Consider the following 25,536-nt stretch of genomic DNA (forward strand, 5'->3'; position numbering starts at 1 on the left):
ATGTCTCTACTTCTTGATGCGGTTCACCTCACCAAAGATAACCTGGTCAATCAACTGCTCGACTGGCGAGTGATCATCAGTAAAGAAAACGTGAGCTTGCTGCTGCTCCCGCATATCTCCATACAGCAGAGCCGTACGCGCCGCTTGCTGCAAGAGGGGGTTCGTCAGTAAATTGGTGTTGGTAATAAAGTTTCCCAGCGTCGTCTTCTCATTGGTTGCGATAATCAGGCTATTCGAGAAGCGCTGTGTGTCAACAACATAGACATTGGGAAAGACCGTCTTCATATTCTGCGCCATCGCGTCGACCATGCGATAGTCGTCGCTGGTACGCCCAACATTAATCACAGCAACACCCGTCGAGGTCAGGTGTGAGCGTACTTCCTGAAAGAACTCGGTCGTGACAAGCTGGAAGGGGATATATGGCTGCTGGTACGCATCGATCCCCACAAGATCGTATTTCTGTTCCGTCGTACGCAAGAAATAGCGTCCATCCTGAACCACGACATTCAAATTTGGTTCGTCCATATGGAAGTACTTACGCCCCATATCAACGATCTTCTGATCGATCTCCACACCATCAATAGGGATCGGCCCATACGCGGCGGTAAACTCACGCGCCACAGTACCTGCTCCTAAACCTAGAATCCCTACCCGCTTCACCTGAGATGAGGAAAAGGGAGGGTTATTGAAGTACGGCGCGACCATGAAATAGTCCCACGGGCCCTGGGTTAGGACGGTTTTGGGGTTATAGATTGAGTGAATACCCAGGCCCTCATTGAGCACAAGCTGTGTCTCACCTTCCGATTGCACAACCTGAATATAGTTGTACGCCGATTCATGTTCCTCAAGAAGCCTGCCACCGTCTCCGGTGCCACTTGGTGGCTTGATAGGGCCATGTACACCTAACAGAGCTGTCAACAACCAGACCAGAATCAACAGGAGCGAGAAGAAACGCTTCTTCGAGGCGCGGGTACGAGGGTGGTTCGGCAGGTCAAGCCTGCCTCCTACGAAAAAAAGTAGCCCTATCAACGAGACTACCAATAACGCACCCGCGAAGATCAAGAAGGTCGCGTATGTACCATACGTTGGAATCAAGACCAGTGTTGGCAAGAAAGTGCCAACGATGCTACCTGCTGTAGAGATAGCATACAGCACACCAGCGATTCGCCCGGAAGTTCCCACCTGCTCAATGCGTAAGCGAATAGCAAAAGGCGAGACACAACCCAGAAGAATAGTTGGGATGGCAAAGAGAAAGATGACCGATAACAGAGAGCCATAAAAGACGCCGATAGAATAGCTGGAAAAAGAGGTCAGAGCCCATTGCAGGATCGGACGCGATAGGAGCGGAATAGCCCCAATACATAGCGCTGCGATAGCAGTCATGCTATAAAGAACAGCGGGGCGCGGAAAACGATCAGCGAAACGACCGCCCACATAGTAGCCAACGGTCAGGTAAAGCAGAATCAAACCAATGACATTCGCCCAGACGAAGAGCGAGGTGCCAAAATACGGTGCCAGCAAACGCGAGGCTGCGATCTCAACCGCCAGGGAAACGGCGCCGGAGACAAATACCAGCACGATTAGAAACCAATCCTGAACTCTCTGGCTGCTACTGAGGGGAACAGCTTTTTCCACCTCAGCCTTAGCGCGAGGCTCGGACTCAGCAGTAGACGACATAGCGCGACATACTCTCTTTCTCTAGGTGCCTCTCGAAAACCTGAGCGCGCTCAGATTACTACAAAAAACCAACGTCGCTTCAACGGCGACTGGCGCTGACCCTCATGCGGGACCACAGCGCACTCAGGCTTTTGTATAAGGTCGCGCTAGCCACAACAGTGGAGTGGGTTTTCGTGTAGTAAGCAGGAATGGATCAGGTATCCGCAATAACCTTAAACTTGAATGCAAGGTTACCCCTACTTTAGCGAGCAAAATGACCCTTGTCAAATTTTCTCAGTTACCTCTTTATTTGAAAACCTGAGCACACCAGTGCTAGCCGCGACAGCGGCGTGGGTTTTCGTATAAGAATATACCTCTCAGATATTGAGTAAGGTAAAACGAGAGAAGACTTCTTGTTGCAGTTCCAGCGCCTCCTGGCACAAGCGTTGGTAGTCCGCAGGTCCCAATTTCCGCTCTATGGCTGCCAGGAACTTCTCTAGCGCCACCACAGATGGATCATGCAAGCGCTGGCGCAGGCTAAGCGCCGCTAACAGGATAGCAATCCCCTCGCGAACCTGCTTCTGCTGATAGAGAAGCATCCCCAGATTCGTCAAGATCATCCCTTTGTTGCTCTGAGATGCATCATCAGTAGCATACTTCAAAGCATCGACATAGTAATTGCATGCCTGCTCGAAATCTTTGGCAGAGTGATAGAGTAGACCAAGGTTATGATAGATAGCGCACTGTAATTGCTGATCCTGCACCTGGGCGTTAAGCTCGTGGGCCTGCTCAAATGAAGCGTATGCCTGCTCCAACTCCCCATGTAAGCGCCACATCTCCCCCTGGTTAACCAGAGTCGCTATTGCGCCCTGCTGATCACCAACCTGTTGCTGGATCTCTAGTGCCTGAGCAAAAGCCCCCTGGCTCTGCTGGAAATCGCCAAGGCGACCATAGAGCATACCTATATAGCTCGCGACCAATCCCTGATCGCTCCGCGAGATAACACCCAGTGGTGGGAGAAGGGTTGTATACAAACCAATCAAGGTATTCCAGGCCCCAAGTTGCACCATCATCTCATGCAGATGCTCGGCAAAGATGAGATCACAAGAGCGCTGCCAGCGTAAAGCCAGGCAATAGTGGCGTGCAGCAGCAATAAATGGCTCAATATCGCTCAGCGTCTCACGGGAATGGATAGTCTCTTTTGCCAGGTGCTGATAATAGGTAGCTGCGCGAATGTGCGCCTGTGAGAGGGCTGCCTGCAAGGCATCCGCGTTCGCGGCGGGGCTATCAAAGCGCGGTACGAGCCGCAGACCAGTGGAGCTGGTGCTACTCGATGGAGAGTTTTCCTGCGTGTCCAGATAATGTTCTAGACCATACTGACGTAGCAGCGGATGCAACATAAAAAGGCGCATACCTTCATGATTATACGTCATGTGTACGAGCGAGCACTGCACCAGCACACTTAGCTCATGCTCAAAGACGGTAAAGGTCTGCCCCCCAAAATTTGCATCGCCAGTAATCGTCATCATAATGCCGGGCAAGGGCACAGGTTGATGATAGAGGCAAAGGGCACGCATCAATTGCAATTGAATAGGATTGAGGAAGTGATAGACGGCAGCACAAAGGTGCGAGGTTACATCCCCAGCCCACATCGGCTGATAATCGTCGGAGTTGAGAAAATAGCTTAAGGAAACACCGCTTAGTTGCAGCAGCGCGCTGAAGAGCGCCAGGGCGAAGACGTGCCCGCTACAGCGCTGCCAGACTAGCGAAAGTTCTTCTGGTGAGCCATTTACCCCGCGTCTCTGTAGCAGAGCGATACCCTCGGGAATACTGATCCGCGAAACCAGACAGGAACGCACACGGGTATTCTCGGCATACTCATCAAAGGGCGAACTATAACTTGTCAGCAGGAAGCGACTGGCTCCAAGGTCGTGCTGTAATAGTTGCAAGAAAAGGGGAAGAGCGCCCCGAGCTGCCACCCCAGGCTGAATATCATCAGGATAGAGTAGGGCCTCAAATTGGTCCAGCACAATTAAGGAGTCTCGCTCAGGGTCTCGCAAGGCTTCAAAGAGACGTTGCATTTGCTGCTCCGGTCTAAGCAGGAAGAAGCCTGGATCACCAGCATCAATACCATTCAATATAGCGGCGATCATATCGGGCACAGTTGTATAGGGACCAATCTCTAGCCAGATCAATCGAGAAGGCACTTTCTGACCTGCCTCTAGCGCCTGCCTCAAACGCTGAAAAAGCAAGGCAGCCAACGTCGATTTGCCTGCACCTGGATTGCCAGTTACGATTACGGTGCTGGTCTGGGCATCCATAAGCATACGTTGAAGCGTCGTCACTTCATCTACACGCTGCATAAAACGTTGGGGATCAGTGGGAGGTGGCATCGTCGCATTGATACCAAAAGGCAATCGAGAGAGTCTTAGTTGCTGCCGCTGTTGTGCTGGCGCCTGCGGCATTTGCGACATATGTGGTTGCGCAGCTTGGCTAGCTGTAAGATTGAGAGAATACTCGTTGTTCACTGGTCGCTCCATAAAAATTGGTGGCGTTTTCCTCCCACGCTCGAAACGACAAAGTTAGATGAAGAGTCAAATGCAAGTATAGCATAACCTCAGGAATATAAAAGAGTGCTAAAATAGCCTGAATGTGCTACCATAAGACGCGAGTCTTCCTGAGCACATCATGCAGTAAGGAGCCAGGCATACAACATAATCTAGCCCAGGCTGCATTGAACAAGCATATAAAACACACATACACACAATTCTGGTCTCGACCAGGCAAAGTCGTAGTAGAGGGGTGAGACTTGTTACGTATCATCTATATGGGGACACCACAATTCGCGGTCCCCGCACTAGAGGCCCTCGTCCAACATTCCACACCGGGAGCCCTCCTGAGCGAAGGCTACGAGATTGCGGCTGTCATCACACGTCCCGATAAACCAGCCGGGCGTGGACGAGGCATCATCTACTCTCCAGTAAAACAGTGCGCTTTGGCACACAATCTGCCTGTGTGGCAGCCCGGGTCCTTCAAAAAGGCTGTAAACAGCGAGGCTCTTGCTGCATACCAGGCTGACCTTTATATTGTAGCCGCTTTTGGGCAGATTCTACCACAAAGCGTACTCGATCAGCCACGCTTTGGGACCTTGAACATTCATGCATCACTGTTACCCAAATATCGTGGACCAGATCCCATCGCTGAAGCCATCCTCCAGGGCGATCATGAGAGCGGCGTCTCCATCATGCAACTTGATGCCGGAATCGACACTGGCCCCGTTTTGCTTCGGCGTATACTGACCCTGACAGAAGCCGAGACCACAGGCACCCTGACAACCCGGCTATCAGAGCTTGGAGCGCAGGCCCTTCTCGAAGTGCTTCCTCCCTGGATCGCGGGCCAGATCACGCCCGAAATTCAGGATGAGGAGCATGCGACTCATACACATATGCTCACCAAAGAGGACGGGGGCATCCAATGGGAGCGCTCATCTGGAGCCATAGCTCGTCAGGTACGTGCATACCAGCCCTGGCCCAGCGCCTACACGCACTGGCAGGGCAAACTGCTTAAGATCCTGGCAGCTCATCCTCTTGATTCCCAACCCTCAAGACCGGTCCCCCCTGGCACCGTGCTCACACGCGACCATGATGGGCAAAAGATCATGGTTGTCGTGACTGGCTCTGGATTGCTCCAGATAGCGCGCCTCCAGCTTGAGGGAAAGAAAGCTATGCAGGCTGACGAATTCTTACGTGGCTACGGCAAAGTCGCTGGCGCGGTCTTTGGCAGCTAAAATGCTCTTCCTTACAAAAAGCGGTCGGAGTCTTATCATGGAAGCGATGAGGTTCCGACCGCTCTTCAATTCTCTCTACGCACGTCCAGAGAAGACGGTGAAAAAGAGAATTATCGAGATCAGACCAGCTCCCCAACAGTAGTAAGCAAAGGGATCCAGGCGACCTGTCTCAAAGTATTTTAACAGGAACTTCGTACTCAAGAAGGCGGCTATCCCCGAGAGAACGGCACCAAAGAGCACAAGCAACAGCGTTGAACCCGGCAGGTGGAGCAACTGCGGTACCTCCAAGGCCGCAGCAGCCAGGATGATTGGCGTGCCCAGCAGGAAGGAGTAACGCGCGGCATCCTCATGTGTCAGGCGCGCGATTAGCCCGCCAACAATCGTCATCCCTGAGCGCGAGAAGCCAGGAATCAAGGACAGCGCTTGCGAAGTTCCCACCAGCAATGCCTCTTTGAAGGTCAATGAGTCCAGGCGGCGAAAGTGGGCTTCGCGCTCGCGCGGTGGCAATGCCTTCAGCTTAGCCTCAGAGCGGCGGCGCATAGCCTCACCAAAGAAGAGAGCTGAACCATTCACAACAAGAAAGGTTGAAGCAATCAATGGTGAAGCAAAAGCGTGCTTTAGCACATGCTCAAGCAAGATTCCCAGCACACCAGCTGGTATCGTCCCCACAATGATGAGCCAGCTCACCCATTCCGGGGTTCCCTTGCGTACTCGCTTCCAATCCTTCGCCGTGACCACCAGCGTTTTCGCAACCTGGAGCCAATCACGCCAGAAATAGAACAGCAGCGCGAAGCTCGTGCCCAAATGCAATGCTGTAATTAACGGAACAAAACAACTCTCACCCCCGCACGCGGTATCAGTTGTCATATTGCCCCAACCGAGCAGCCCTGGGATAATCACCGTATGCCCAAGGCTGCTGATCGGAAAGAGTTCGGTCACCCCCTGTAAAAGCGCCAAAACTATCGTCTGCCAGATATCAATATTCATGCACCCTTATCTCTCGTTAAGCCTTTTATTTGTCCAGGTATTGCTCCTGAACCTTCAAGAACTCCTGATAAGTCTTGGCGAAATGAGACTTACCATGCTTATCCGCCACAAAGAAGTAGTAATCCGTCTTCTTAGGATCAGCGACAGACTTTAAGCTCGCCAGTCCAGGACTACAGATCGGTGTTGGCGGTAAGCCAGCTGTATTATACGTATTATAGGGACTATCCGAAGCGGTCTCACCACCTGTAGTTTCCAGTGGCTTCCAATACGTATCCGTATCCTCGGCGGAATCGCGCGCGTACTGCACCGTAGGATCGGCATCCAGCTTACCATTCGTTTCATCGTTTGGTCTGTAGATGCGATTCCAATAGACGCTAGCGATATCATTACGATCAGCTGCCTGGCCTGTTTCGCGCTCAACAACAGATGCTAGATCAACCATATCATACAGGCTCATCTGATGTTGCTTGGCAAGCTCTTCCAGATTGTTATCTTTGATGATGGTTTCTATCTGTGTGAGAAGCAAGCCTAATGACTGTCCCGCGTCAGCGTTCACATCGACCTGGTAAGAAGCTGGGAAGAGAAAACCTTCCATGCTCTTGCCCTTGGGAATGCTCTTAAGAATAGGGTACTTCTGCGTTGCCGAAACCTTATACTTGGTTTTGACATAACTATCAAAGGCAGAGACGCTTCCAACATACTTCAAGAAATCGGCCTTCTTAAAATTAGGAAGCACAGGAGACGACTTGGAGAAGGCATTCGCAACTTGCTCTAAACGCCATCCTTCTGGGATGACAATCTCCACCGCATCAGGCTGCGCATTCAACAGTTGGTCGATAATTTTATCGATAGTCATGTTTGGAGAGAGTTTCTTATACACGCCCGCTTGTAACTGATTATCCAGTCCACGGATACGCGCCCAGAGCCGGAAGGCCAAGGCATTACGAATGAGTCCCATCTGCTGCAAACGATCCGCAATCTGCGCCGTACTCTCTCCTGGCTTAATCTCCAGAGCAACTGTCTTCTGGTTATTGGTGTCAACCGGCTGAAAGACCGAAGTAAATGTGTTCCAGGAAAATAGGGCGCCACCAAATATAAGCACCGCCAGCAGGAACATTGAAATCATTCCAGCACGCGATCTCTTGGGTTGTTTCATAGCTCACCCTCCTTCAATTAGCTGCTTCTTTGCGCATCCAGATATTCCTGAAGGATAACGGACGCAGCTAGAGCATCAATCTCATGCCCTTGGCGACGACGCTTCGCCTGAGGGCGTCCCCGCCCTCCTGCATTATGCGATCTCCCCTTGCCTCTCCCCTGTTGAGCTCGCAGGCGTTCAGCCTCTACGGTAGAAAGGCGCTCATCCCAGAAGGTGATAGGTAATGAGACCCAGGGCTTCATACGCTCTACAAAGGCCATAATACGCTCGCCTTGCGCGTGTATCTGTCCATCCAGGCTTATTGGCAAGCCCACCACCAATCCTTCAATCTCTGCCTCTTCTATAATACGGACAATCGCATCCCAGGTTTTGGTTTCGTCCCGTGTCACATAAATCGTTGTGTATGGAGAGGCAAGCAAACCGGTCGCGTCACTTACCGCAACTCCAATGCGAGCCTCACCTACATCTAAAGCTAACATTCTCCCCATAATTACCCCTTGCCATTCATGCGCCTGAGCTATGCCGACCGCCAAATGGCGGCGTTGGCGCATGCTTTAAGAACCTTGCGATCCATGAACCAGAGAATGCTAGCCACCAGCAGACGACGTTGGCACATATTTTCATTGGATCCAACGCCCCTTCTTCACAACCATTCTAGCTAAGCAAGCTGACATTTGTCCACTTTGCCCCCCCGAAGTAGCATAAACGCACCAGAAACAGCTGCGCATTATCCTATATAAAAAGAGATGCATGCTTTTTCGTTAATTATGAAAAAGCATGCATCTCTTTTCAAACCTACTTTACAGGAACCAGATGAATATTAATATGAGGAGGCCAAAAAGGTGTCCAGGAGACAAATGACGGGAAATTGGTAATCTGAACATCTCGCACATTTAAATTCCGATATGTTCTCAGTATATCGTCACGCGCGGCACCATCCGATTTTCCACTGATCAGGCGTTGCACAGCTTCGATGCTCATTGATGGCGTAGTACTGGCCTGAGCAGTAAAATTTAGTGTCAGGGCAGCCCCCTCTCCACTCGTTTTAAGATCTTGAATCTGGATTGAAGAAGCGGCATCAGGGCTAATAGTATAGTCTGATTGATTCTTCTCTTGTATCAAGAAGGTGTTCAATGGAGCGATGCTTGCTTTCTGAATATCATTGGCACGCACGACCATCACCAGTACATGCGCTCGCAAGTGCGCTGGGAAGATATTACTTTCGACTGGTACTCCCTCCTTGGGAGCATCTGTCAAGGTACTTTCAATGTGTGGCTTACCAACCACATCCTGAGAGGACTTCTTTAATTGCGACAACCAAGCCTGAATATCATCGCTCAGGGCATCCTGTAATTTCTTAGTGACATTGTTCAGGTCATCCTGCGCGACTACTGTGACCTTACCTGAGCCACCATCTGTGGTCGCAGATGAATTTGTGAGTTTCAACTTCAACTGATTTGGAGAGGAGAGATGGCTACTCCTGACAATCATGTCTTTACCCTCGTCTGTCAGCACCGTAATCTTTCCAGGTCCAACATTACCACTTGCTCCTGGCTTAACCGCCTGAATCGGCATGTCTACGACATTGAGGCCACTACCAGACGTCGTCACGACAGCCTCCGCCGTGGTAGCAAACTGAATCCCATTTTGCGTCTCCACGATAGTTCCCGAGGGAATGGTAATATTCGTATTGCCAGTATTCGTAAAAGTAACACTCCCGGTAGCGGTGCGATTGTCTACCATCTTGCTCCCCGTAGCTGTACCGCTACCATCCTGGTCAAAGTCACGCGAGAAACTCTGTGCAGGCACACTCGCACTGCTAGAGCTTGCTGGGCCAACCACTCCATTCTGGCTTGCCACCAGCGTGACTGCATGAGAGTAACTACGTCCGGTAAAGGTGATCGTTACATCTGCGCTCGGCACAAAATACGCCACCAGAGCTACTATCAGTAATACAAATATAATACTTACTGCCACCCACAAGCCACTACGCTTCTGACGCCCAGACTGGACAATTGAGCGACGGCTGCGCGCGGTGGTTGGGCCTGTACGCCTGCCTGCTGGGCGCTGTGAGGCCTGGCTCTGACGAGAAGAGGGGCGAACCTGATTAGGATGTTCCGTTACGCCGCTCGCGGGCCGCACCGCTCGGGAATGTACGGGCTGCTCACGCTCACTTGAACGCCAGCCTTCAACCGCAGGGCGCTGAGGAAAGACAATTGTCGGCTGATCTTCAATCTCCTCCCTCTGGAACGCGGAAATCTCTTTAGGCTCTATTGGCTCTGGCTCAGAACGGAGACGAGGGGAGAGTGGCACGGAGCGTTTGCTAGGGCGCACTGGAGGAGCAGAAGGCGGCGGCACCTCATCGACGCCCTCTTCAATGAGCGGGCTCCGACCTGGAAATGCCTCGATACGCCCCAGGTCGCCCAGATCCTCAATAACATTCTCCATCCCAGGCTCCGAGACTCGGCTAACCGGCGTCTCGGGAATGGGGTGCAGGCCACTATCAAGTTGATCCATCATTACCGACCCGCGTTGCTCAGAGTGCGGCGGCGGGGGGAGTTCATCTTCCAGATAGGTGAAAGGATCGACAAAGGCCATCTCGGTTGATGAGATGGGCAACATATTATATGCTGGCGTCGGTTCATCCTGCCCACGTGGCGGGGACGCTTCCTCAGATTTGGCCGCCTGCTCACCTGTCTTCCGTCGCATGGCGGAACGACGAATACTCTGAGCCTGATTATAGTCTTCAAAGAGCTGGTCAGGCTCATCGCTGTTATCCATTTCCTGTGGTGACAAAGAACGAATCGGCGGTACACTATCCACATCAAAGTTATAGGATGCGCCATGCTCTGGCTCGGGTAAGACCTCAGCAGAAGAGAGCTTATCCACCTGCGAAGGCTTACGCTTTAATTCCTGCGAGGGCTTCTTCAAAGGTTCAGGAATCGATTCAATCACCGGTTCGATAGAAGAGGGGGGAAGGGGCGAAGGAGCAGGTAGATCATCATGCCAGCGACCGGACGAACGTTCTAACTGATGAGAGCGGCGAGAGCTAGGACCGCGTCCCTCAACAGTTTTACGGGAAGCAGGTCGACTTCTACCAGGGGGAGATGAGCGCACAGAGCGGCTCATCTGGCGTGGCTTACTGGGAGGCGCTTCCAACGATTGGGCTACTTTAAATTTCACAGCCTGAGCAACCGAGCGCACCTGGGGGTCAGAACTGACAATCAGGACATCTTTTCCCATCTCTCTTGCGCGTGCATGTAACAGCTTCCAGGCAACATGGCTACGCAATTGGGTCTGTGCGGGTATAACCAGGGTCACGTGACGCGATTCAACATTTTGCAGGCGCTCGCGTACGCTCGTCAAATCATCTTCAGGTCCTATATATATTGTCTGCATGTTCTGCTCATCATTCATAAGCCCAGTTTTCCCCCATCATTATTGTATCCTCATGAAGTTCGGGCTGTGCAGCTCTCTTATACTATAGTATAGCATTACATCCCTGTGTCTCTTATTTTTATTTGAAGCATCTGATATCGCCAGATACGCATTTTATAGCAAACTTGCATTTTCCATGCATACCCCATAATGCCATGAAAAATGCAACCCTTTTATTTATAGGCACAAAACGTTACCACCAACACGCTCACCTAGATACGCATTGTGTCTAGTACACGGTCTAACGTTCGCTCCAGAATAGTATTCTCATTCTGCAATTCAACCGACTGATAAGCCAGAGCCATCGGCGTAATATCCTGGGCACTCTGTAGCATCCCCTCAGGGTCAATGATATGTCCTACCATCTCCGGTTGGACGGTGCTAATGATGGGGGGGCGAGAGAACGGCAAGCGTTCCGTCCAAGGAAATGCCTCCAGCTTCCGAAACAGGTCAGAAAGAGCCGAACCACCGCCAACCACATAAATCGCGGGTGGTAGCAATTCTCCCTTCGCCAATTCCTCGATCAATAGCTCAACACTATCCATCCAGGTCTGACACTCCGGCTCTAGAATGGCTCGAATCTCCTCATGACCCGCACCCTTGATCTCGCCCCGGCTATAACCAAGCTTCAAACGCTCTGCTTCCCTAATGGAAATGCCCTTGCTTGTCGCGATACGGCGCGTAAAGGTTCGTCCACCCAATGCAAACATGCGGGTTTCCTCAATTCCTCCCTGTCGCACCAGCGCGATATCGGTTGTACCTCCACCGATGTCTATGAAGATTGCGCCACTATCCGCCCCCGCGTTCGTACTCAGGCAACGTGCCAGAGCGTAGGGTTCGGCGACAATAGCTAGCAATGTGAGATCTAATCCCTGCGCCACCGCTTCCAGAGCCCCTAATTGCATCAAAGGCGCAAAGGCGCTGAAGAGCGTGAGCGAAAAGTAGCGGCCCGGAAAACCAATGGGATTTGACACAGTCTGCCCATCGATGCGCACCGCGATCACAGCGGTGTTAGTTAGACGGACCTCAATATTATTATAACCTGTTTCTGAAGCGATACGTTCCTTAGCGTTCTTCAGCAGTTTATTCTGTGCGCTTGCCATAAGCGCTTCTAGTTCCTCTGCGGTGATTGGACGCGCTGGCTGCTGCCGATTTTTGCTCACTGTTGTTGAACAGCCCTTAACCAGTTCGCCCGCGATACCAATAATAGCCGAGGGCGCGATAACCCCTCCCGCCGCTCTCTCGGCCTTCAGCAGAGCCTCATTGCAGTTGGCAATCACCCCAGGAATATCAGTCACGATCCCATCAGACATGTGCATATAACTTTGCGGGTGATGCCCTACACCCAGCACCTCGGCACTATCGCCCTGCACCTCAATAATCATAGCTTTGGCATAGGCAGTGCCAATGTCTAATGCGGTAAAGAGTTGTCGCTCTGTAACTTCCGGCTCCAACTCCTCATCTTCATCAAACTCTTCATCCAGATCGTCACTATAATAGTCGATCTCTTCTTGTCCCTTCGAAAAAAGCTGGCGTAGACGCTGAAAGAGATTCATAAGCTGTCTTCCCTGATTTTTTTCTTTGTCTGCTATTCCACAGGTAGCGGATTGCCTATCCTCACACCACCCTGCGCGATAACTATCGCTAGCATATACCATTGTCACCGATGTGACAGCTAGCAGCACTCAAGCAAATGCACGGCATATCATGCATGCTCCTCACAGATGGCATGCATGACATAGGCCCTATAGCCCAAAAAATCTGGCTTTGACAAAACTAGCGCAAGTTCTCTTGTACCAAGCTTATCACAAGATCGAGGGCCGCTCCCAACTCAGCCTTATTCTTGCCACCACCCTGCGCTACTTCCGGGCGCCCGCCGCCTTTGCCGCCAATCTTCTGACCAACCGCCGATACAATCTTGCCCGCATGCAGGCCACGCTTTGTAAGCTCAGGCGCGACATTGACCTGGAGCGCGATACGCTCCTCAAAAGGAGCCGCCAGGACTACAACACCTGGGCGCTTCAATCCGGTGCGGACCATGTCACCCATCTCACGCAAGATCTTGTCGTCGGGAACCTCGACCACTGTGGTGATGACAGCAACATCAGCAACTTCTCGCGCCTGAGAGACTAGGCTCTCAGCCAGCCGGGCTGCTCCTTCGCGCTGGAATTGCGCGATCTGACGGCGAGCTGCCGCCAATTCTTGTATGATCTGCTCCGTGCGCATCTCCAGCATATCAGTCTGGACCTGGAACTTGGCGGCAAGGGTATCGACCAGCGCGCTCCGGCGGCGGAGATAGGCTTCAGCCGCTCGCCCCGTCAGGCCCTCAATACGGCGAATACCAGAGGCAATACTTGTCTCCTGCACAGTAATATACAAGCCAATCTGGCCTGTAGAGGCACAATGAGTCCCACCACACAGTTCGATACTCTCACCCATTGAGACTACACGCACAACATCATCATACTTCTCACCAAAGAGGGCCATGGCTCCAGTCGCCATTGCCTCCTGAATAGGCATGATATTGGTATGAACGGGAGATGCGGCCCGAATCCAACGATTGACTTGAGCATCGATCTGCTCAACTTCGTTCGCGGACAACCCGCGCTGGCTACTAAAGTCGAAGCGCAGGCGCTCGGGTTCCACCAACGATCCTCGCTGCTGCACCTGGGTCCCAAGTAGATCACGTAACGCTTTATGTAATAGATGCGTGGCACTGTGATTGCGCATTGTATCTTCGCGGCGCTGGCTATTAACTTCCGCCTGCACGGTATCGCCAACACGCAAATGCCCCTCAGAGATCTCACCATAATGCACGATCAACCCCTTCACAGGGCGGCGCGTATCCTGCACCTTAAAGACACCAGCATGGGAGTTTAAATCACCACGATCCCCAATCTGACCACCACTCTCGCCATAGAAGGGGGTAGCATCGAGAATTACCAACGCCTGTTGCGGTGCGCTAATATTTTCAACCTCTTTGCCATCTACGACCAGAGACACAATTTTTCCCGTCCCAATCACGCCCTCATAGCCCAGGAAGCGTGTTGGACCAACACGCTTGAGTACCTCATCCAGATTGGTCTCGTGATCCGCCTGGCTGAATGTACTGGCGGCACGACTCCGCTCTTGCTGCTGCTGCATAGCATGCTCAAAGCCCGCGCTATCAATGGTGAAGCCCTGCTCCGAAGCAATCTCTTGCGTCAGTTCGACTGGGAAACCATGTGTGTCATAGAGCTTGAAGACAGCATCCCCCGGAATAACTGAGACCTCTTTCGCACGCAACTCAGTAAGCAACTCAGTAAGCAGCTGCAGGCCCGTGTTGAGCGTCTGACTAAACTTCTTCTCCTCCATGCTCAATACGTCAACGATGCGGTCGCGCTGTTCTCGTAGCTCGGTATAGTAGTCTCCCATGAGCTTGATTACGGTGTCGGCGGCAATGGAGAGGAAGGGCTTATCTAACCCCAGCAATTTACCATGCCGCACAGCTCGGCGCAGAACACGGCGGAAGATGTAGCCACGTCCCTCATTACTTGGCAGGACCCCATCAGCAGCAAGGAAAACCAGAGCGCGTGCATGGTCTGCAATAACACGCAGAGAGGTGTCGACACGTGTATCCTGACCATAGCGGACGCCCGTCAGTTGCGCGAAGTGGTCAATGATGGCACGGAAGATGTCAGTATCAAAGACCGATTCTTTGCCCTGGACGACCATTGAAAGTCGCTCCAGACCCATGCCAGTATCAATGTTGGTCTTGGGCAGGGGCGTACGCACGCCATCTCGATCCTGGAAGTACTGCATAAAGACCAGGTTCCAGATCTCAAGAAAGCGCTCACAGTCGCAGCCAGGCTTACAATCGGCACGCCCACAACCATGCTCTACACCACGGTCATAATAGATCTCCGAGTCAGGTCCACAAGGGCCAGAAGCTCCTGGAGGCCCCCACCAGTTATCTTCCAGGCGTACAATAGCATCATCTGGATAACCCGCGATCTCACTCCAATAGCCAGGTGCCTCGGCATCATCAGGATGCACTGTAGGGTGAAGACGCTCAGCAGGCAATTTGATGACCTGGGTCAAGAACTCCCACGCAAAGGTAATTGCTTCGCGCTTGAAGTAATCACCAACCGAAAAGTTGCCCAGCATTTCGAAGAAGGTCAGCGTGCGCTGATTGCCAACGATATCAATGTCAGTCGTGCGGAAGCACTTCTGCGCCGATGTCATGCGCGAGCCGGGAGGGGTTTCGCGTCCCAGAAAATATGGGATCATCTGCTGCATGCCCGCCGTCGTCAGCATCACAGTCGGATCATTGCGAGGCACAAGGGACGAGCTAGGGACCTTGACGTGGCCTTTGCTCGCGAAGTAATCTAAGTAACGCGCACGGATTTCCGTGCTCGTGAGAGCAATCTCAACAGACACAGCAACCTCCTCAAGCTATGGGAGCGTCTCTTACGATGAGAGTGAACTTTAGTGAAACATCTCGGTAGCCTGGAGCCGCCGACATAAACGAGCGAAACGTGCTCACTCGTTTATGTTTCCACACCCAAAGAGACAATATATAATGAATGAAAAAGCCAATAGATAATGTATTATCGCCTGTCGTTCATTCGCCCTGAGCGCTTGTGCGCTTGCCACCGCACAAGCGGTGTTGGCGAATGCTCTAAGACCGGGCCTGTCACCGACAGGCGATGCTGGCGAATGCTGTTTGTTCACATACAATGATACATAAAAGGTGCATATAACCCTTGGTCTCACCTATTCATCTCAGCGGCCAAAAGGCGTATATATGCATGCGCATTATATCAAAGGAGAAGAACCACCGCAATGGACATAGCAAGCCCCCTACAACGTCAGCGACCATTTAAGATCACGCTGCCCCAGCGCTCACTTATCGTACTCTGTGGACCCGCTGGCGCAGGTAAAAGCACATTCGCTCAACACCTTGTCCATCAGAATCTGCATGCTGGCTTCGCGCCCAGTATGGTTATTTCATCCGATTACTGCCGACGCATCATCTTCGACGATGAAACCAATCAGCAGGCGAACCGCGAAACCTTTGACCTCTTCCACTTTATCATCACCAAGCGTATGCTGCAAAATCGCCCTACCATCGCGGACAGTACCGCGCTAACCTGGGACGCACGCCACAAACTGCTCGAACTCGCCCACCGGCACAATTACCTTACATGCCTCTTTATCTTCAATATTTCGCCTGAGATTTGCCTCCGTCATGAGCAACAGCGCCAGCGCCGCGTCGGTATTGACGTCATTAACTATCATTTCGGACAACTACAGAACTTGCTCTCTGAATATCCGCGCGAAGGTTGGCATCAGGTTTATCAGCTTAGTGAAGCGGATATCAATGCCCCTGAGGCAAACATTCATCTCACAATTCTTCCCTCCCCACCTGCTAATCCCGAAGCCTGATCGTACATATGAAAACGGCCCTCCAGCTGGGCTCTAGCCCTCATGCCATCTCCTTCGCATATGCGAATTTCAGGCATCTATGGTACAATATACAGTACCAATAGGAGAGCAGCAATTCTCTATTACTCAGCTATTTTATGGCAGAAGGATGAGCGTGAGCCATGTTTCTTCGCAACCAGAACCAGGGAACCAATGATGGGCGTTTACGTGATGCGCTCCATTCCAATCAGATCACATTTCACAATAATGCTACCACTGACAACTGGTGGCCCGATTCAACCGCACCACTGCCAGTAAACTACCAGCAGCAGCCCTGGCATCGACGAGCCTTGTGGGTAATGGGAAATATCTGTGCCGCTATTGTGCGTAAGATCAATCAGGTTCTCGGCTTTCTACTTTGGATACTAACACTACTTCTGATAGTACGCTTTCTGCTCACCTTCTTTAGTCTGAGTCGGAGCCTGTTCTCTCAATGGATCTTCATTGCCAGCACACCCTTTATGCTCCCATTTACCAGTTTCCTCCCTATTACTCGTTTTAACGCATATAGCATCGATGGCTCAGTTCTGGTCGCCATCGGTGTATACTGGCTCGGCGTTTTCCTGGTTCGCCGCTTCCTCCGCCTTCTGGTCACGCGTCCATCCTATTAAGCCTCCCTGCTCAATCAGTCCCATACTCTTTCTCTATCGGCAGGGCAACATCTCTCAATAAGTGGTACAATGCCAACCGTGAACGTAGCTCATCGCTGGTAAGCTGCAAGCCACAATATCTGAGAGGAAAGACCACTTCATGACAATCTGGCGACACCCGGAACTGCGTATCCCCCCAACATTCGATAGCATCTTCTTTGATGTTGATGGTATCTTGATCCACACTACAGACTCTTTTCACGCCACTGATATCGCGACAGCCGAGTATGTCGTTGGCACCATACATGGCCTACATTGGGGCCAGGCAGAAAATACCCCGCTGCTGACAGTGACAGATGTAGATCTCTTTAAACAGGCAGGTGGATATAACAACGATTGGGATATGTGCTATCTACTGGCCTCCCTCTATACAGCGAAGCTCCGAGAGTGGCAGGGTACAGAATTCGCGACACGCACTAACGCTCACTGGGCGGCCCTTGCCCGCGAGGCTCACCTGCATGGGCAAGGCGGGCGCATCTGGGTTGAGGAGAACATTCCCGCGAGCGCGTGTATCGACTATGCCACTATTGGCAATATCTATCACGAATACTACTGGGGCGGCGAAGGGATGCGCAAATACTATCAACGAGATCCCCAATACCTCTCACCAGATACCCCTGGCCTATACCGTCGCGAGCGCATGCTCTATCAACCTGACTTCTTTCGTCGCTTACGAACCGCTGGCATTAAACATCTCGGTATGATTACTGGTCGTGTCGGACCGGAGGTCGAGTGTGCCCTGGAACAGATGGAGGCTTATAGCGGCGAACGTTGGTGGGACTTCGTTATCCCGGCTGATGTCTGCCCAAAGCCAAATCCTCAAGCCCTACGCCAGGCTATTCAACTCACAGGCGCACTAGGCGGTCTCTACATTGGCGATACAGCCGATGACCGCGATCTTGTTCGCAATTATATGGCAATCAGGTCCCCGGAAGAACCCATTATTCTCAGCGCTATGAGCGTCAATGAGGTTGAGGTAGAACTCTATAAGCAGCGCGGTGCCGAGATTATTGTGCCATCGGTAGAAGACCTCTTCGACCTGTTCGAAACCGTCAGCTAGTTATAAAAAGCATTCGCCAACGCCGCCTGAGCGAATGAATGGTATGCCTTCAGGACACTACGATGCGTCACTACGACAGGTGATGACTGTGATCTCAGGGCGACAATTAAGACGCACTTGAGGCGCGGTTGTCCCCAGACCCCGCGTTGTGTATTGCCACATTGAGCCAACGCGATAGAGGCCACATGAGTACTTGCGACCCAGCGCGGGCAGGACGAGCGCCCCTCGAAATGGCAGGCGCACCTGCCCGCCATGCGAGTGCCCTGAAAGTTGTAAATCAATGCGCCCCGATTCCGCAGCCAGATCAGCAAAATCAGGCTCATGGACCAGTAGGATTGCTGCCCCCTCTTCCGGAACTTTCTCCATGAGGGTTGTGAACTGCTCGCGATACACTGCGCGGGGCAGCGTCCGACGTTGCGCGAAGAGATCGTCAAACCCCAGGAGATGTAGCTTACTTCCAGCACGTTCCAGCGTATGTACGACTCCTGTCATCTCATGGATACCATACTCCTGAAAACGGGCTCGCAGATACGTCAGACCGTGCTCTTTCATCCGATGATCATGATTCCCAAAGACAGCGAAGATCCCATCGCGCGCGTGTAAGAAACGCAAAGCGGTCATCGTCTCCAGGGCCTGCTCCTGATAGGCCGAGACAAAATCACCCGTTATCACGACCATATCAGGCTCTTGTTTATTAATTAACTGGATAATCCGCGACAGGCGCTTATACCCCATCCAGGTCATATCCGCATGGATATCACTAATATGCACAATACGGTAACCATCAAAGGCGACATCCAGGCGCGGTAAACGCAATGAAATCGCATTCACGTCAATCCAGGCTGGCTCAATACGACGCGCGTAGTACCCAATCCCTCCAATTGCTCCAACCGCTCCAATTAGGACTGCTCCTGCCACTATCACGGCAAATCTCCGTTCCCTTGTCTGAGGAATCTCTCACTCACCCAAAACCTCACGCGAGATCGCTACTCGCTTCTGATTAGATGTTGCAAAATGCATTGCATATTATAGCTCCTCTCCACCTAAAGAACATCATCCCTCTACGCTATCTAGTCTTATATGCTATTCATCCGAAAACCAACACCATTTCCAGAGCTTGTACACTCCAGATTTTCTCAGGAGGATATCACTATCACTGTGCAGGTTCTCAGATAAGATAAAATAGATCAAGCAAGCGGTATATACCACTTCACAACGACTTTCCAACCACAATATACAGGGAGCATACGATCATGACAAAAACCGCCATCATTACTGGCGGCGTTAAGGGACTGGGCAAAGCAATGGCCTTACACCTGGCGCGGCAAGGATATAATCTGGTTCTCACCTACCATACAGACGAGAGAGCCGCACATGATACTGAGCAGGAATGTAAAAAGGCAGGGGCCAGTGCCACAATGTTGCGCTCGAACGTCGCCAGAAAGCAAGAGGTAGAAGAGCTTTTCAGCCTAGCAAGCAAACAATACGGAAGCATCGATGTATTGATCAATAATGCGGGACTTAATCGCGACAAGCCTATGCTCGATTTGGAGGAAGAAGACTGGGACCAGGTTGTGGATACGAATATGAAGGGAACATTCCTCTGCTCACAGTACGCCGCGCGCTATATGCTCGAACAGGAGCATGGCGGAAGCATCATCAATATAGCCGCCACCACAGGGATTACCGGGCGCAAAAACGGGTTAAACTATTGCGCCTCCAAAGCGGGCATCCTGGTCATGACGAAATGCCTGGCGATGGAACTAGCTCCCAAAATTCGCGTTAATTGCATTCTTCCAGGCTTCATCCAAACTCAGGAGGTTGAAGAACGTTATGGCACACACGATCCTGAGCGCCTGCGTGCGATCGTTGAAAACATTCCACTTGGGCGCATTGGACAGCCTGAAGAGATAGCACAGGCCATAGACTTCTTGCTCTCACCGGGAGCAAGCTTCATCAACGGTCAGAAACTTATCATCGACGGCGGTAACTACATGTACTAACATAAAATGCAAGGCATCCGAAGATGGACGCCTTGCACTCTTACATTTATAAATCAGCCTGGCGCTGCTGTGCCTCCTCGAGCAGGCTCGCCAGATATTGCAACTTGCTGATGGCATGCTCAACATTGCGCTTATTGCGCTCATATCCATCGGGGGCAAGTTGCTTCGCCCAGGTTTGAATATCTTCTTGCGATACATCGTACCACTTGGCATCGGCCTGCAAGCGCAAGTACACACGCATCTGTGGATCCTGCTTCTTACGCACAGGGGCGGTAGAAACTTCGCCAGCACTCTCGCGCTCATCAGCATCCACAGCCTCCGCAAGCGCAGCCTCTGGATGTAACTCGCTATAGAGCGCCTGCACATCGGAGGTACGGAAGAACGATTCTCGCCCCACTCCGCGCCGTGCCTTGAGGCGCCCATCCTTTACCCATTGCTCTAACGTTATACGATCTACTCCCAATTGACGTGCAGCCTCTCCTGCGTCAACAAAGGCAAAACGACCTCCCGGCCCCCCAGGTTTATTCAACATACATTTATTCTCCCATCGCGCAGGTAATCCCAGCATATCCCACGCATTTAAACGAAATCTTCTCTATTCTCAACAGACGAATAGTAAGCAACAAGAAAGCCCCCACCAAAACACAATTACCCACATCATCGCCACCCTCCTCACCCATTTGGCAGTAGACAAAGAGTTAACCTCTTTTGCGACCCATGTCCCCCACTCTTATCATAGCTTATCGGGATTATGAGGTAAGGAGGTGACTAAATGAATGCGCCAGCCACCCCAATTATAGCGCATACCACCATCAACAAACCTGTCCAAACGGACAATCAAGGATACGCGGAAAGGCCAACTGTAGCACAAGACAAGCATATAAGCATATAATATAGCACAAAAGTAATTATCCATAGTATAGTGATATTCATCCATGTTACACTAATTTCACGTATTTCAATACATATGTATTCATTGTAGGATTTCGTCATTCAAGTGGAGAGTGGAGGACCATCAGATATGTGGAGTAATATTCTTCGTACCTGGCCCCGTCTATTTCTACGCCTTCCCTTTACGATACAGTTGCTCATCTGCGCACTATGTTTTCTCGCCTGCACTGCGCTCTACTACTATACACTCCCCTTTACACATACTGGCTATATACTTGCGATACCCATGCTTCTCGCGTCATGGACCTTTAACAAATATGGCGCTTTCTGCATCTTTACTTGCAACATCATAGCCCTCGTTCTCTACAACACCCTCATTTATCAACAATGGACAGTGACGCCCACGTACATTTACTCCCTGATCGGGAGCATTGTTGTGCTACTCATCGAGGGATACCTTATGTGTACGCTTCGTAGCATGTTAGACACAACCGAGGAAGCCCAGCGCAGCGAAGAGGAGGCGCGCACGCAAGCACATGAAGCCAACGAGCGCCTACGCCAGCTTAATCAACTCAAGAATCAATTCATCATCAACGTCAATCATGAGCTACGCACGCCACTGACCGCCGCTTATGGATATCTAGAGATGCTTTATCAGCTCCTTCAGCAGACAGGATACCTCACGCGCGAGCTACACGCGGTCTACCTTAAGAACTCTCTCAACTACTGTGATGAGCTACAACGGCTTGTGAATCACGTTCTGGATACAATGGCTATTGCCAATACCAGAGGAGAGATCGCGACAGAAAACCTGCAACTTTACCGTATTATACGCGAAGTAATGATACAATTCGCCACACTTTACCAGTGCCATAATCGGCTCCACCTTGACATCTCGCCACACGTCTTTGCCCGTGGAAACGCTCATTGCATCCGACATGTACTGTATAATCTTCTCTCTAATGCCCACAAATACTCACCATCACGCAGCCCTATCCTGGTTTGTGCATACATGGATGGTGAAAAGGTTCGTATAACTGTTAGTGACAAAGGAGCAGGCATTCCCGTTCAGGAACAAACCCTCCTCTTCGATCAGTTTGTACGCCTACCCCAGAATCTTGCCGGGCCTATTCGTGGCACAGGGCTAGGCCTCTATATCAGCAAACACCTTGTCGAAGCCATGCAAGGGGACATCTGGGTAGAAAGTCGAGGCATTCCTGGACAAGGCAGCAACTTTCATTTTACCCTCCCCACCATTGCACAAACGCGGCTAAGCCGCACCCCCGCACCCAACACGCCCATCCCAGCCACCACGCCAAGCTACAATATAGGGGCTTCCCTTTAGCGCTTCCCTCAACAGACGCAAAATAATGGGATCATCTGCAATCACGACTAAAACGTAGTGATTACAGATGATCCTATAACATTTCTACCCAAACAGCTGTACATAATTCCGCTAATGGCCCGTTGATCATGCTTGATTCAATGCCATATGATGCATCACTCGGCTTCTGTATCTGGTAGGCGATAGAACATCAACAGCGTGCTGCCATAACGCCGCTCATCGCTGAGCACAAGTCGCTGGCATGAAACCGCCGCCACGCCTGGACGCTCCTTAGGATGAATCTGAATAATGACTAGTCCCTCATCGGCGACCAGCGGCGAATGATCAAGTATCTCCAAAGCTCGCGCCGCCATCTCCTGATATTGGGGAGGCGCAACATAGATAATGTCGAAAGCTCTTCGGGTAGTTCCTGGAGTCATGCCCGTTTGAAGAAATTTAAAGGCATCACCTCGAATGGTTTCAGCTCTATCAATGAGGCCCGTTATTTGCAAGTTCTCGCGCAGTATACGAAATACCTGGGCATTCATTTCAATGAATGTGGCATGGGCCGCCCCACGGCTCAAAGCCTCGATCCCGACATTCCCTACACCTCCGAACAGATCTAGAAAACGAGTTCCACTTATCTCGCCCGAGAGAATATCAAAAAGCGCAGTCTTGACGCGATCAAGAATTGGACGTGTCCCAATAGTCTTGGGCGATTTTAGACGCTTGCCCTTGGCCTCACCAGTTACTACCCGCATTATTGTTCTTCCTCCAACAGTTGTAAGACGGCCTCAGCCTCAGGAACAAAATCGTCTTCCTTTGCCCAGGTAATCAGAGCCTCATTCTGGTCTAATTTTAGCTTCTTCAGGGTTGGCACATTCCATATGCCTTCAATTAGCTTCTGAAGCTGTGCCTCGCTGATCTGATCGCCAACCACATTATTCAAAACCTTGAGGCGATGCTCACGCACGACTGTCGCCCCTTTGATTTCACGAAGCTGATGTAGTTTATCGTAGGCAAGATGCATCAAAGCGGAAGGAGCACTGGCAGGGCCAATTTCCTCTAAATCAGCAAGTCCCTCTAGATCCTCTGGTTCAATCTCCTCATCAAAGGTGCGAACTGGACGCCCGCGCTCTGCGGGTGCCATGACCTCCATGATTTTCGCGCCAGGGGCATGTCCATTCGTCCCCTCAGGCACCAAACGTATTGGCTGATTGGCAATTGCTTGAGCGGATGGGGCGGAGGTAGGCATTGGAGCATCTACATTCGCCATACCGACACGATTCTGTATCTGCGGAGGTTGTGTGTCTACCGAAGGGGCTGTATGTGGGCGCTCACTCGAACGAGCAGGCATAGAGCGCTGACTGGCCTCCTGCCCTGTCCTCTGCTCTTTATCTAGCAGTTCATGCAAGCGTGCGACTGCTGCGCGACGATTAATGGTAGACAAAGAGCGCACATTCAAATACTGCATCGCCTCGCGCGACCCAATCCCCCACGTCTCTTTAATATAATGCAGAAAATCGGTCAGATGCATATCGCTGCCCTGATCGCCCGTTGAGGTCGACGTAGTTGGTAAGGGGCCAATTCCGGCACGACCAGCCGGCGTCGGAACCTCAGCAGCCCCCGATTGAGACGCTGCACTCTCGCGAACCTGTGCGCCTTTGGGAGATGACTGCGCACTCGTCTGGGGGCAGGCATTGAAGCAGGCTTCTGCGGAGTTTGAGCAGGGCGTCCACTTTGTGGGGCCTGAATTGATCCCACCAGACCACTCTGGGCGCGCTGAAATGCCTGATTCGCACTCTTCTCAATCCGACCTATCAACTGTTGCATCCCCTGCTCAGCCTCGTTTAAGAGGCTCTCACGCTCTTCATCGTTGGCTCCCAGCGGCATAGGCACACCCATCTCAATCGTATGCTTACGCCCCCCGCTGGTAAACTCAGTCGCATAGCGCAACCAGATATGCTCGCGATCTCCCCTCGGCCTATCCTTCTGACCATCCATTTTAAGCACTCTCCTGTTTGCCTCTCATTTGCCTGACGAAGCTAGCCCCCGCTCAGGCGGCGTTGGCTAATGCTTTAAACTCACTATTCTGCCTACTCACTTGACTCGCCCAGATCACCACTAGCACAATTGAACACCATCTGGAGTCAGCATAAGAACTATTATACCAAAAACAGGCTTTGTGAGCACTTCTTCTCTCTGTTTCTAGAACATTTGGCGGTTAGCTCTTGAGCAATTCTGCCTTTACTATCTCTAAACTCTTACCAATCCCCAACAGCAGCCTATTTGGAATTAAGGAGGAAGACATGCACAAGAGCCACAACCGCAACAATCTCACCTTGCCACCCAATGAAGGCTAACATTAAAAGAGGGAAAAATGAGGTTACATTGTCACTCAGAGCAAGAGAAATTAGAGGTCCTCATGCTCAGGCTCATCTTCATCAGATCTCTCTGCCGGAGGACCAGAAACGCCATAGGGGCGCATAGGTGGGGGAGTATTGATTACACCTAACTTGGTGCTGGCATCATACGAGCCATTGGCGCGCATAATCGCCAGGGCATCACCATAGCTATCCTCGCCAGCCGTCGTCACTGTCACAACAGTATGTCCTGCCTGCAATTCCTTTTGATAGAAAGCCGCATCTTTTTCGGGAATGCCAATACGCACAAACGAGCCGATCAAACCACCAGCAGCTGCACCTAGTGCGGCACCACCCAGCGTCGCAGCCAGAATTCCACCCGCGATTGCCGGGCCAATACCAGGAATGAGCAAAGTCGCGACAGCCCCTAATACACCACCCAATACACTACCCTCCACCATCCCCGTCGTGGTATTGGCAACAGTAGCCTCTGAAAGCCCCTCCAGGCGTGCGTGTGCGAGATAACCAATCTCATCGTTGCTAAAACCAGCACGCCGAAGCTCATCAATTGCACTCCTGGCTTTCTCCGCTTCTTCAAAGACACCTACCGCAACAATCTTCTGCGTCATAGCCATTAGCTCAAACCTCCTTCCCAAATACGTGTGTCGCTCAATAATGTCTTGCCTCCATTACGGAAAAACTAAACGTTGAGTTTCAGCCACACGCCACCACGCACCCACGTCTACACACATCAT

At 51.5% G+C, this 25,536-nt stretch carries 20 protein-coding genes; 6 read left to right on the forward strand and 14 right to left on the reverse strand.

Features of this window, described 5'->3' with window-relative positions; translation table 11 throughout:
* Positions 1-6: 6 nt before the first annotated feature.
* Both K3T82_RS10085 and K3T82_RS10090 read right to left on the reverse strand, forming a co-directional pair.
* Positions 7-1,677 (reverse strand): spermidine synthase, encoded by a 1,671-nt coding sequence (locus K3T82_RS10085; RefSeq protein ID WP_220193344.1) that lies wholly within the window; start codon positions 1,675-1,677, stop codon positions 7-9.
* A 356-nt stretch (positions 1,678-2,033) separates the two neighbouring features.
* Entirely contained in the window at positions 2,034-4,184 is a 2,151-nt protein-coding gene (locus K3T82_RS10090) for a tetratricopeptide repeat protein (protein WP_220193345.1), read from the reverse strand.
* A gap of 281 nt (positions 4,185-4,465) precedes the next feature.
* On the opposite strand from K3T82_RS10090, the gene fmt reads away from it, so the two are divergent.
* Positions 4,466-5,443, forward strand: a complete 978-nt coding sequence (gene fmt, locus K3T82_RS10095; protein WP_220193346.1) for a methionyl-tRNA formyltransferase — start codon at positions 4,466-4,468, stop codon at positions 5,441-5,443.
* 75 nt (positions 5,444-5,518) lie between these two features.
* Here the strand turns inward: fmt and K3T82_RS10100 are convergent, their stop codons facing one another.
* The 6 genes from K3T82_RS10100 to alaS form a co-directional block, all read right to left on the reverse strand.
* Positions 5,519-6,430 carry an undecaprenyl-diphosphate phosphatase gene (locus K3T82_RS10100; protein ID WP_220193347.1) on the reverse strand — a complete coding sequence of 304 codons (912 nt, stop codon included), beginning with the start codon at positions 6,428-6,430 and terminating at the stop codon, positions 5,519-5,521.
* A gap of 25 nt (positions 6,431-6,455) precedes the next feature.
* Entirely contained in the window at positions 6,456-7,586 is a 1,131-nt protein-coding gene (mltG, locus tag K3T82_RS10105; RefSeq protein WP_220193348.1) for an endolytic transglycosylase MltG, read from the reverse strand.
* Between the two features lie 17 nt (positions 7,587-7,603).
* Positions 7,604-8,137, reverse strand: a complete 534-nt coding sequence (ruvX, locus tag K3T82_RS10110) for a Holliday junction resolvase RuvX (protein ID WP_220193349.1) — start codon at positions 8,135-8,137, stop codon at positions 7,604-7,606.
* 244 nt (positions 8,138-8,381) lie between these two features.
* Entirely contained in the window at positions 8,382-10,985 is a 2,604-nt protein-coding gene (locus tag K3T82_RS10115) for a baseplate J/gp47 family protein (protein WP_220193350.1), read from the reverse strand.
* A 251-nt stretch (positions 10,986-11,236) separates the two neighbouring features.
* Complete coding sequence (locus tag K3T82_RS10120; protein ID WP_220193351.1) at positions 11,237-12,580, reverse strand: cell division FtsA domain-containing protein; 1,344 nt, start codon at positions 12,578-12,580, stop codon at positions 11,237-11,239.
* A 220-nt stretch (positions 12,581-12,800) separates the two neighbouring features.
* On the reverse strand, positions 12,801-15,443 hold the full coding sequence (gene alaS, locus K3T82_RS10125; RefSeq protein ID WP_220193352.1) for an alanine--tRNA ligase: 2,643 nt from the start codon (positions 15,441-15,443) through the stop codon (positions 12,801-12,803).
* A 405-nt stretch (positions 15,444-15,848) separates the two neighbouring features.
* Here alaS and K3T82_RS10130 point away from each other — a divergent pair, with 405 nt between their 5' ends.
* The 3 genes from K3T82_RS10130 (at position 15,849) to K3T82_RS10140 (ending at position 18,200) form a co-directional block, all read left to right on the forward strand.
* The gene (locus tag K3T82_RS10130; protein WP_220193353.1) at positions 15,849-16,451 is read left to right on the forward strand and encodes an AAA family ATPase; all 603 of its coding nucleotides are present in this window, start codon (positions 15,849-15,851) and stop codon (positions 16,449-16,451) included.
* A 161-nt stretch (positions 16,452-16,612) separates the two neighbouring features.
* Entirely contained in the window at positions 16,613-17,101 is a 489-nt protein-coding gene (locus K3T82_RS10135; protein WP_220193354.1) for a YggT family protein, read from the forward strand.
* Between the two features lie 139 nt (positions 17,102-17,240).
* The gene (locus K3T82_RS10140; RefSeq protein WP_220193355.1) at positions 17,241-18,200 is read left to right on the forward strand and encodes an HAD family hydrolase; all 960 of its coding nucleotides are present in this window, start codon (positions 17,241-17,243) and stop codon (positions 18,198-18,200) included.
* A 57-nt stretch (positions 18,201-18,257) separates the two neighbouring features.
* Here the strand turns inward: K3T82_RS10140 and K3T82_RS10145 are convergent, their stop codons facing one another.
* A complete protein-coding gene (locus tag K3T82_RS10145) occupies positions 18,258-19,124 on the reverse strand; it encodes a metallophosphoesterase (RefSeq protein ID WP_220193356.1) in 867 nt (288 codons plus the stop codon).
* Positions 19,125-19,453: 329 nt separating this feature from the next.
* Here K3T82_RS10145 and K3T82_RS10150 point away from each other — a divergent pair, with 329 nt between their 5' ends.
* Positions 19,454-20,203, forward strand: coding sequence for an SDR family NAD(P)-dependent oxidoreductase (locus tag K3T82_RS10150; RefSeq protein WP_220193357.1), 750 nt, complete (start codon positions 19,454-19,456; stop codon positions 20,201-20,203).
* 46 nt (positions 20,204-20,249) lie between these two features.
* Here K3T82_RS10150 and K3T82_RS10155 read toward each other — a convergent pair whose 3' ends face one another.
* Positions 20,250-20,735, reverse strand: a complete 486-nt coding sequence (locus K3T82_RS10155; protein ID WP_220193358.1) for a helix-turn-helix domain-containing protein — start codon at positions 20,733-20,735, stop codon at positions 20,250-20,252.
* A 489-nt stretch (positions 20,736-21,224) separates the two neighbouring features.
* On the opposite strand from K3T82_RS10155, the gene K3T82_RS10160 reads away from it, so the two are divergent.
* Positions 21,225-22,439, forward strand: coding sequence for a sensor histidine kinase (locus tag K3T82_RS10160; protein WP_220193359.1), 1,215 nt, complete (start codon positions 21,225-21,227; stop codon positions 22,437-22,439).
* A 155-nt stretch (positions 22,440-22,594) separates the two neighbouring features.
* On the opposite strand, the gene rsmD is transcribed toward K3T82_RS10160, so the two are convergent.
* The 4 genes from rsmD to K3T82_RS10180 all read right to left on the reverse strand — a co-directional run bounded on the left by rsmD (position 22,595) and on the right by K3T82_RS10180 (position 25,416).
* Complete coding sequence (gene rsmD / locus K3T82_RS10165) at positions 22,595-23,179, reverse strand: 16S rRNA (guanine(966)-N(2))-methyltransferase RsmD (protein WP_220193360.1); 585 nt, start codon at positions 23,177-23,179, stop codon at positions 22,595-22,597.
* Positions 23,179-23,955 (reverse strand): hypothetical protein, encoded by a 777-nt coding sequence (locus K3T82_RS10170; RefSeq protein WP_220193361.1) that lies wholly within the window; start codon positions 23,953-23,955, stop codon positions 23,179-23,181. The genes rsmD and K3T82_RS10170 overlap by 1 nt, the downstream gene beginning before the upstream one ends.
* Complete coding sequence (locus K3T82_RS10175) at positions 23,946-24,422, reverse strand: hypothetical protein (protein WP_220193362.1); 477 nt, start codon at positions 24,420-24,422, stop codon at positions 23,946-23,948. The genes K3T82_RS10170 and K3T82_RS10175 overlap by 10 nt, the downstream gene beginning before the upstream one ends.
* Positions 24,423-24,831: 409 nt before the next feature.
* Positions 24,832-25,416: a general stress protein gene (locus K3T82_RS10180; RefSeq protein WP_220193363.1), complete on the reverse strand. Its 585-nt coding sequence runs from the start codon at positions 25,414-25,416 to the stop codon at positions 24,832-24,834.
* Positions 25,417-25,536 lie beyond the last annotated feature (120 nt).

This window comes from Ktedonospora formicarum, assembly GCF_016587355.1.
GTDB classification, from domain to species: Bacteria; Chloroflexota; Ktedonobacteria; order Ktedonobacterales; family Ktedonobacteraceae; genus Ktedonobacter; species Ktedonobacter formicarum.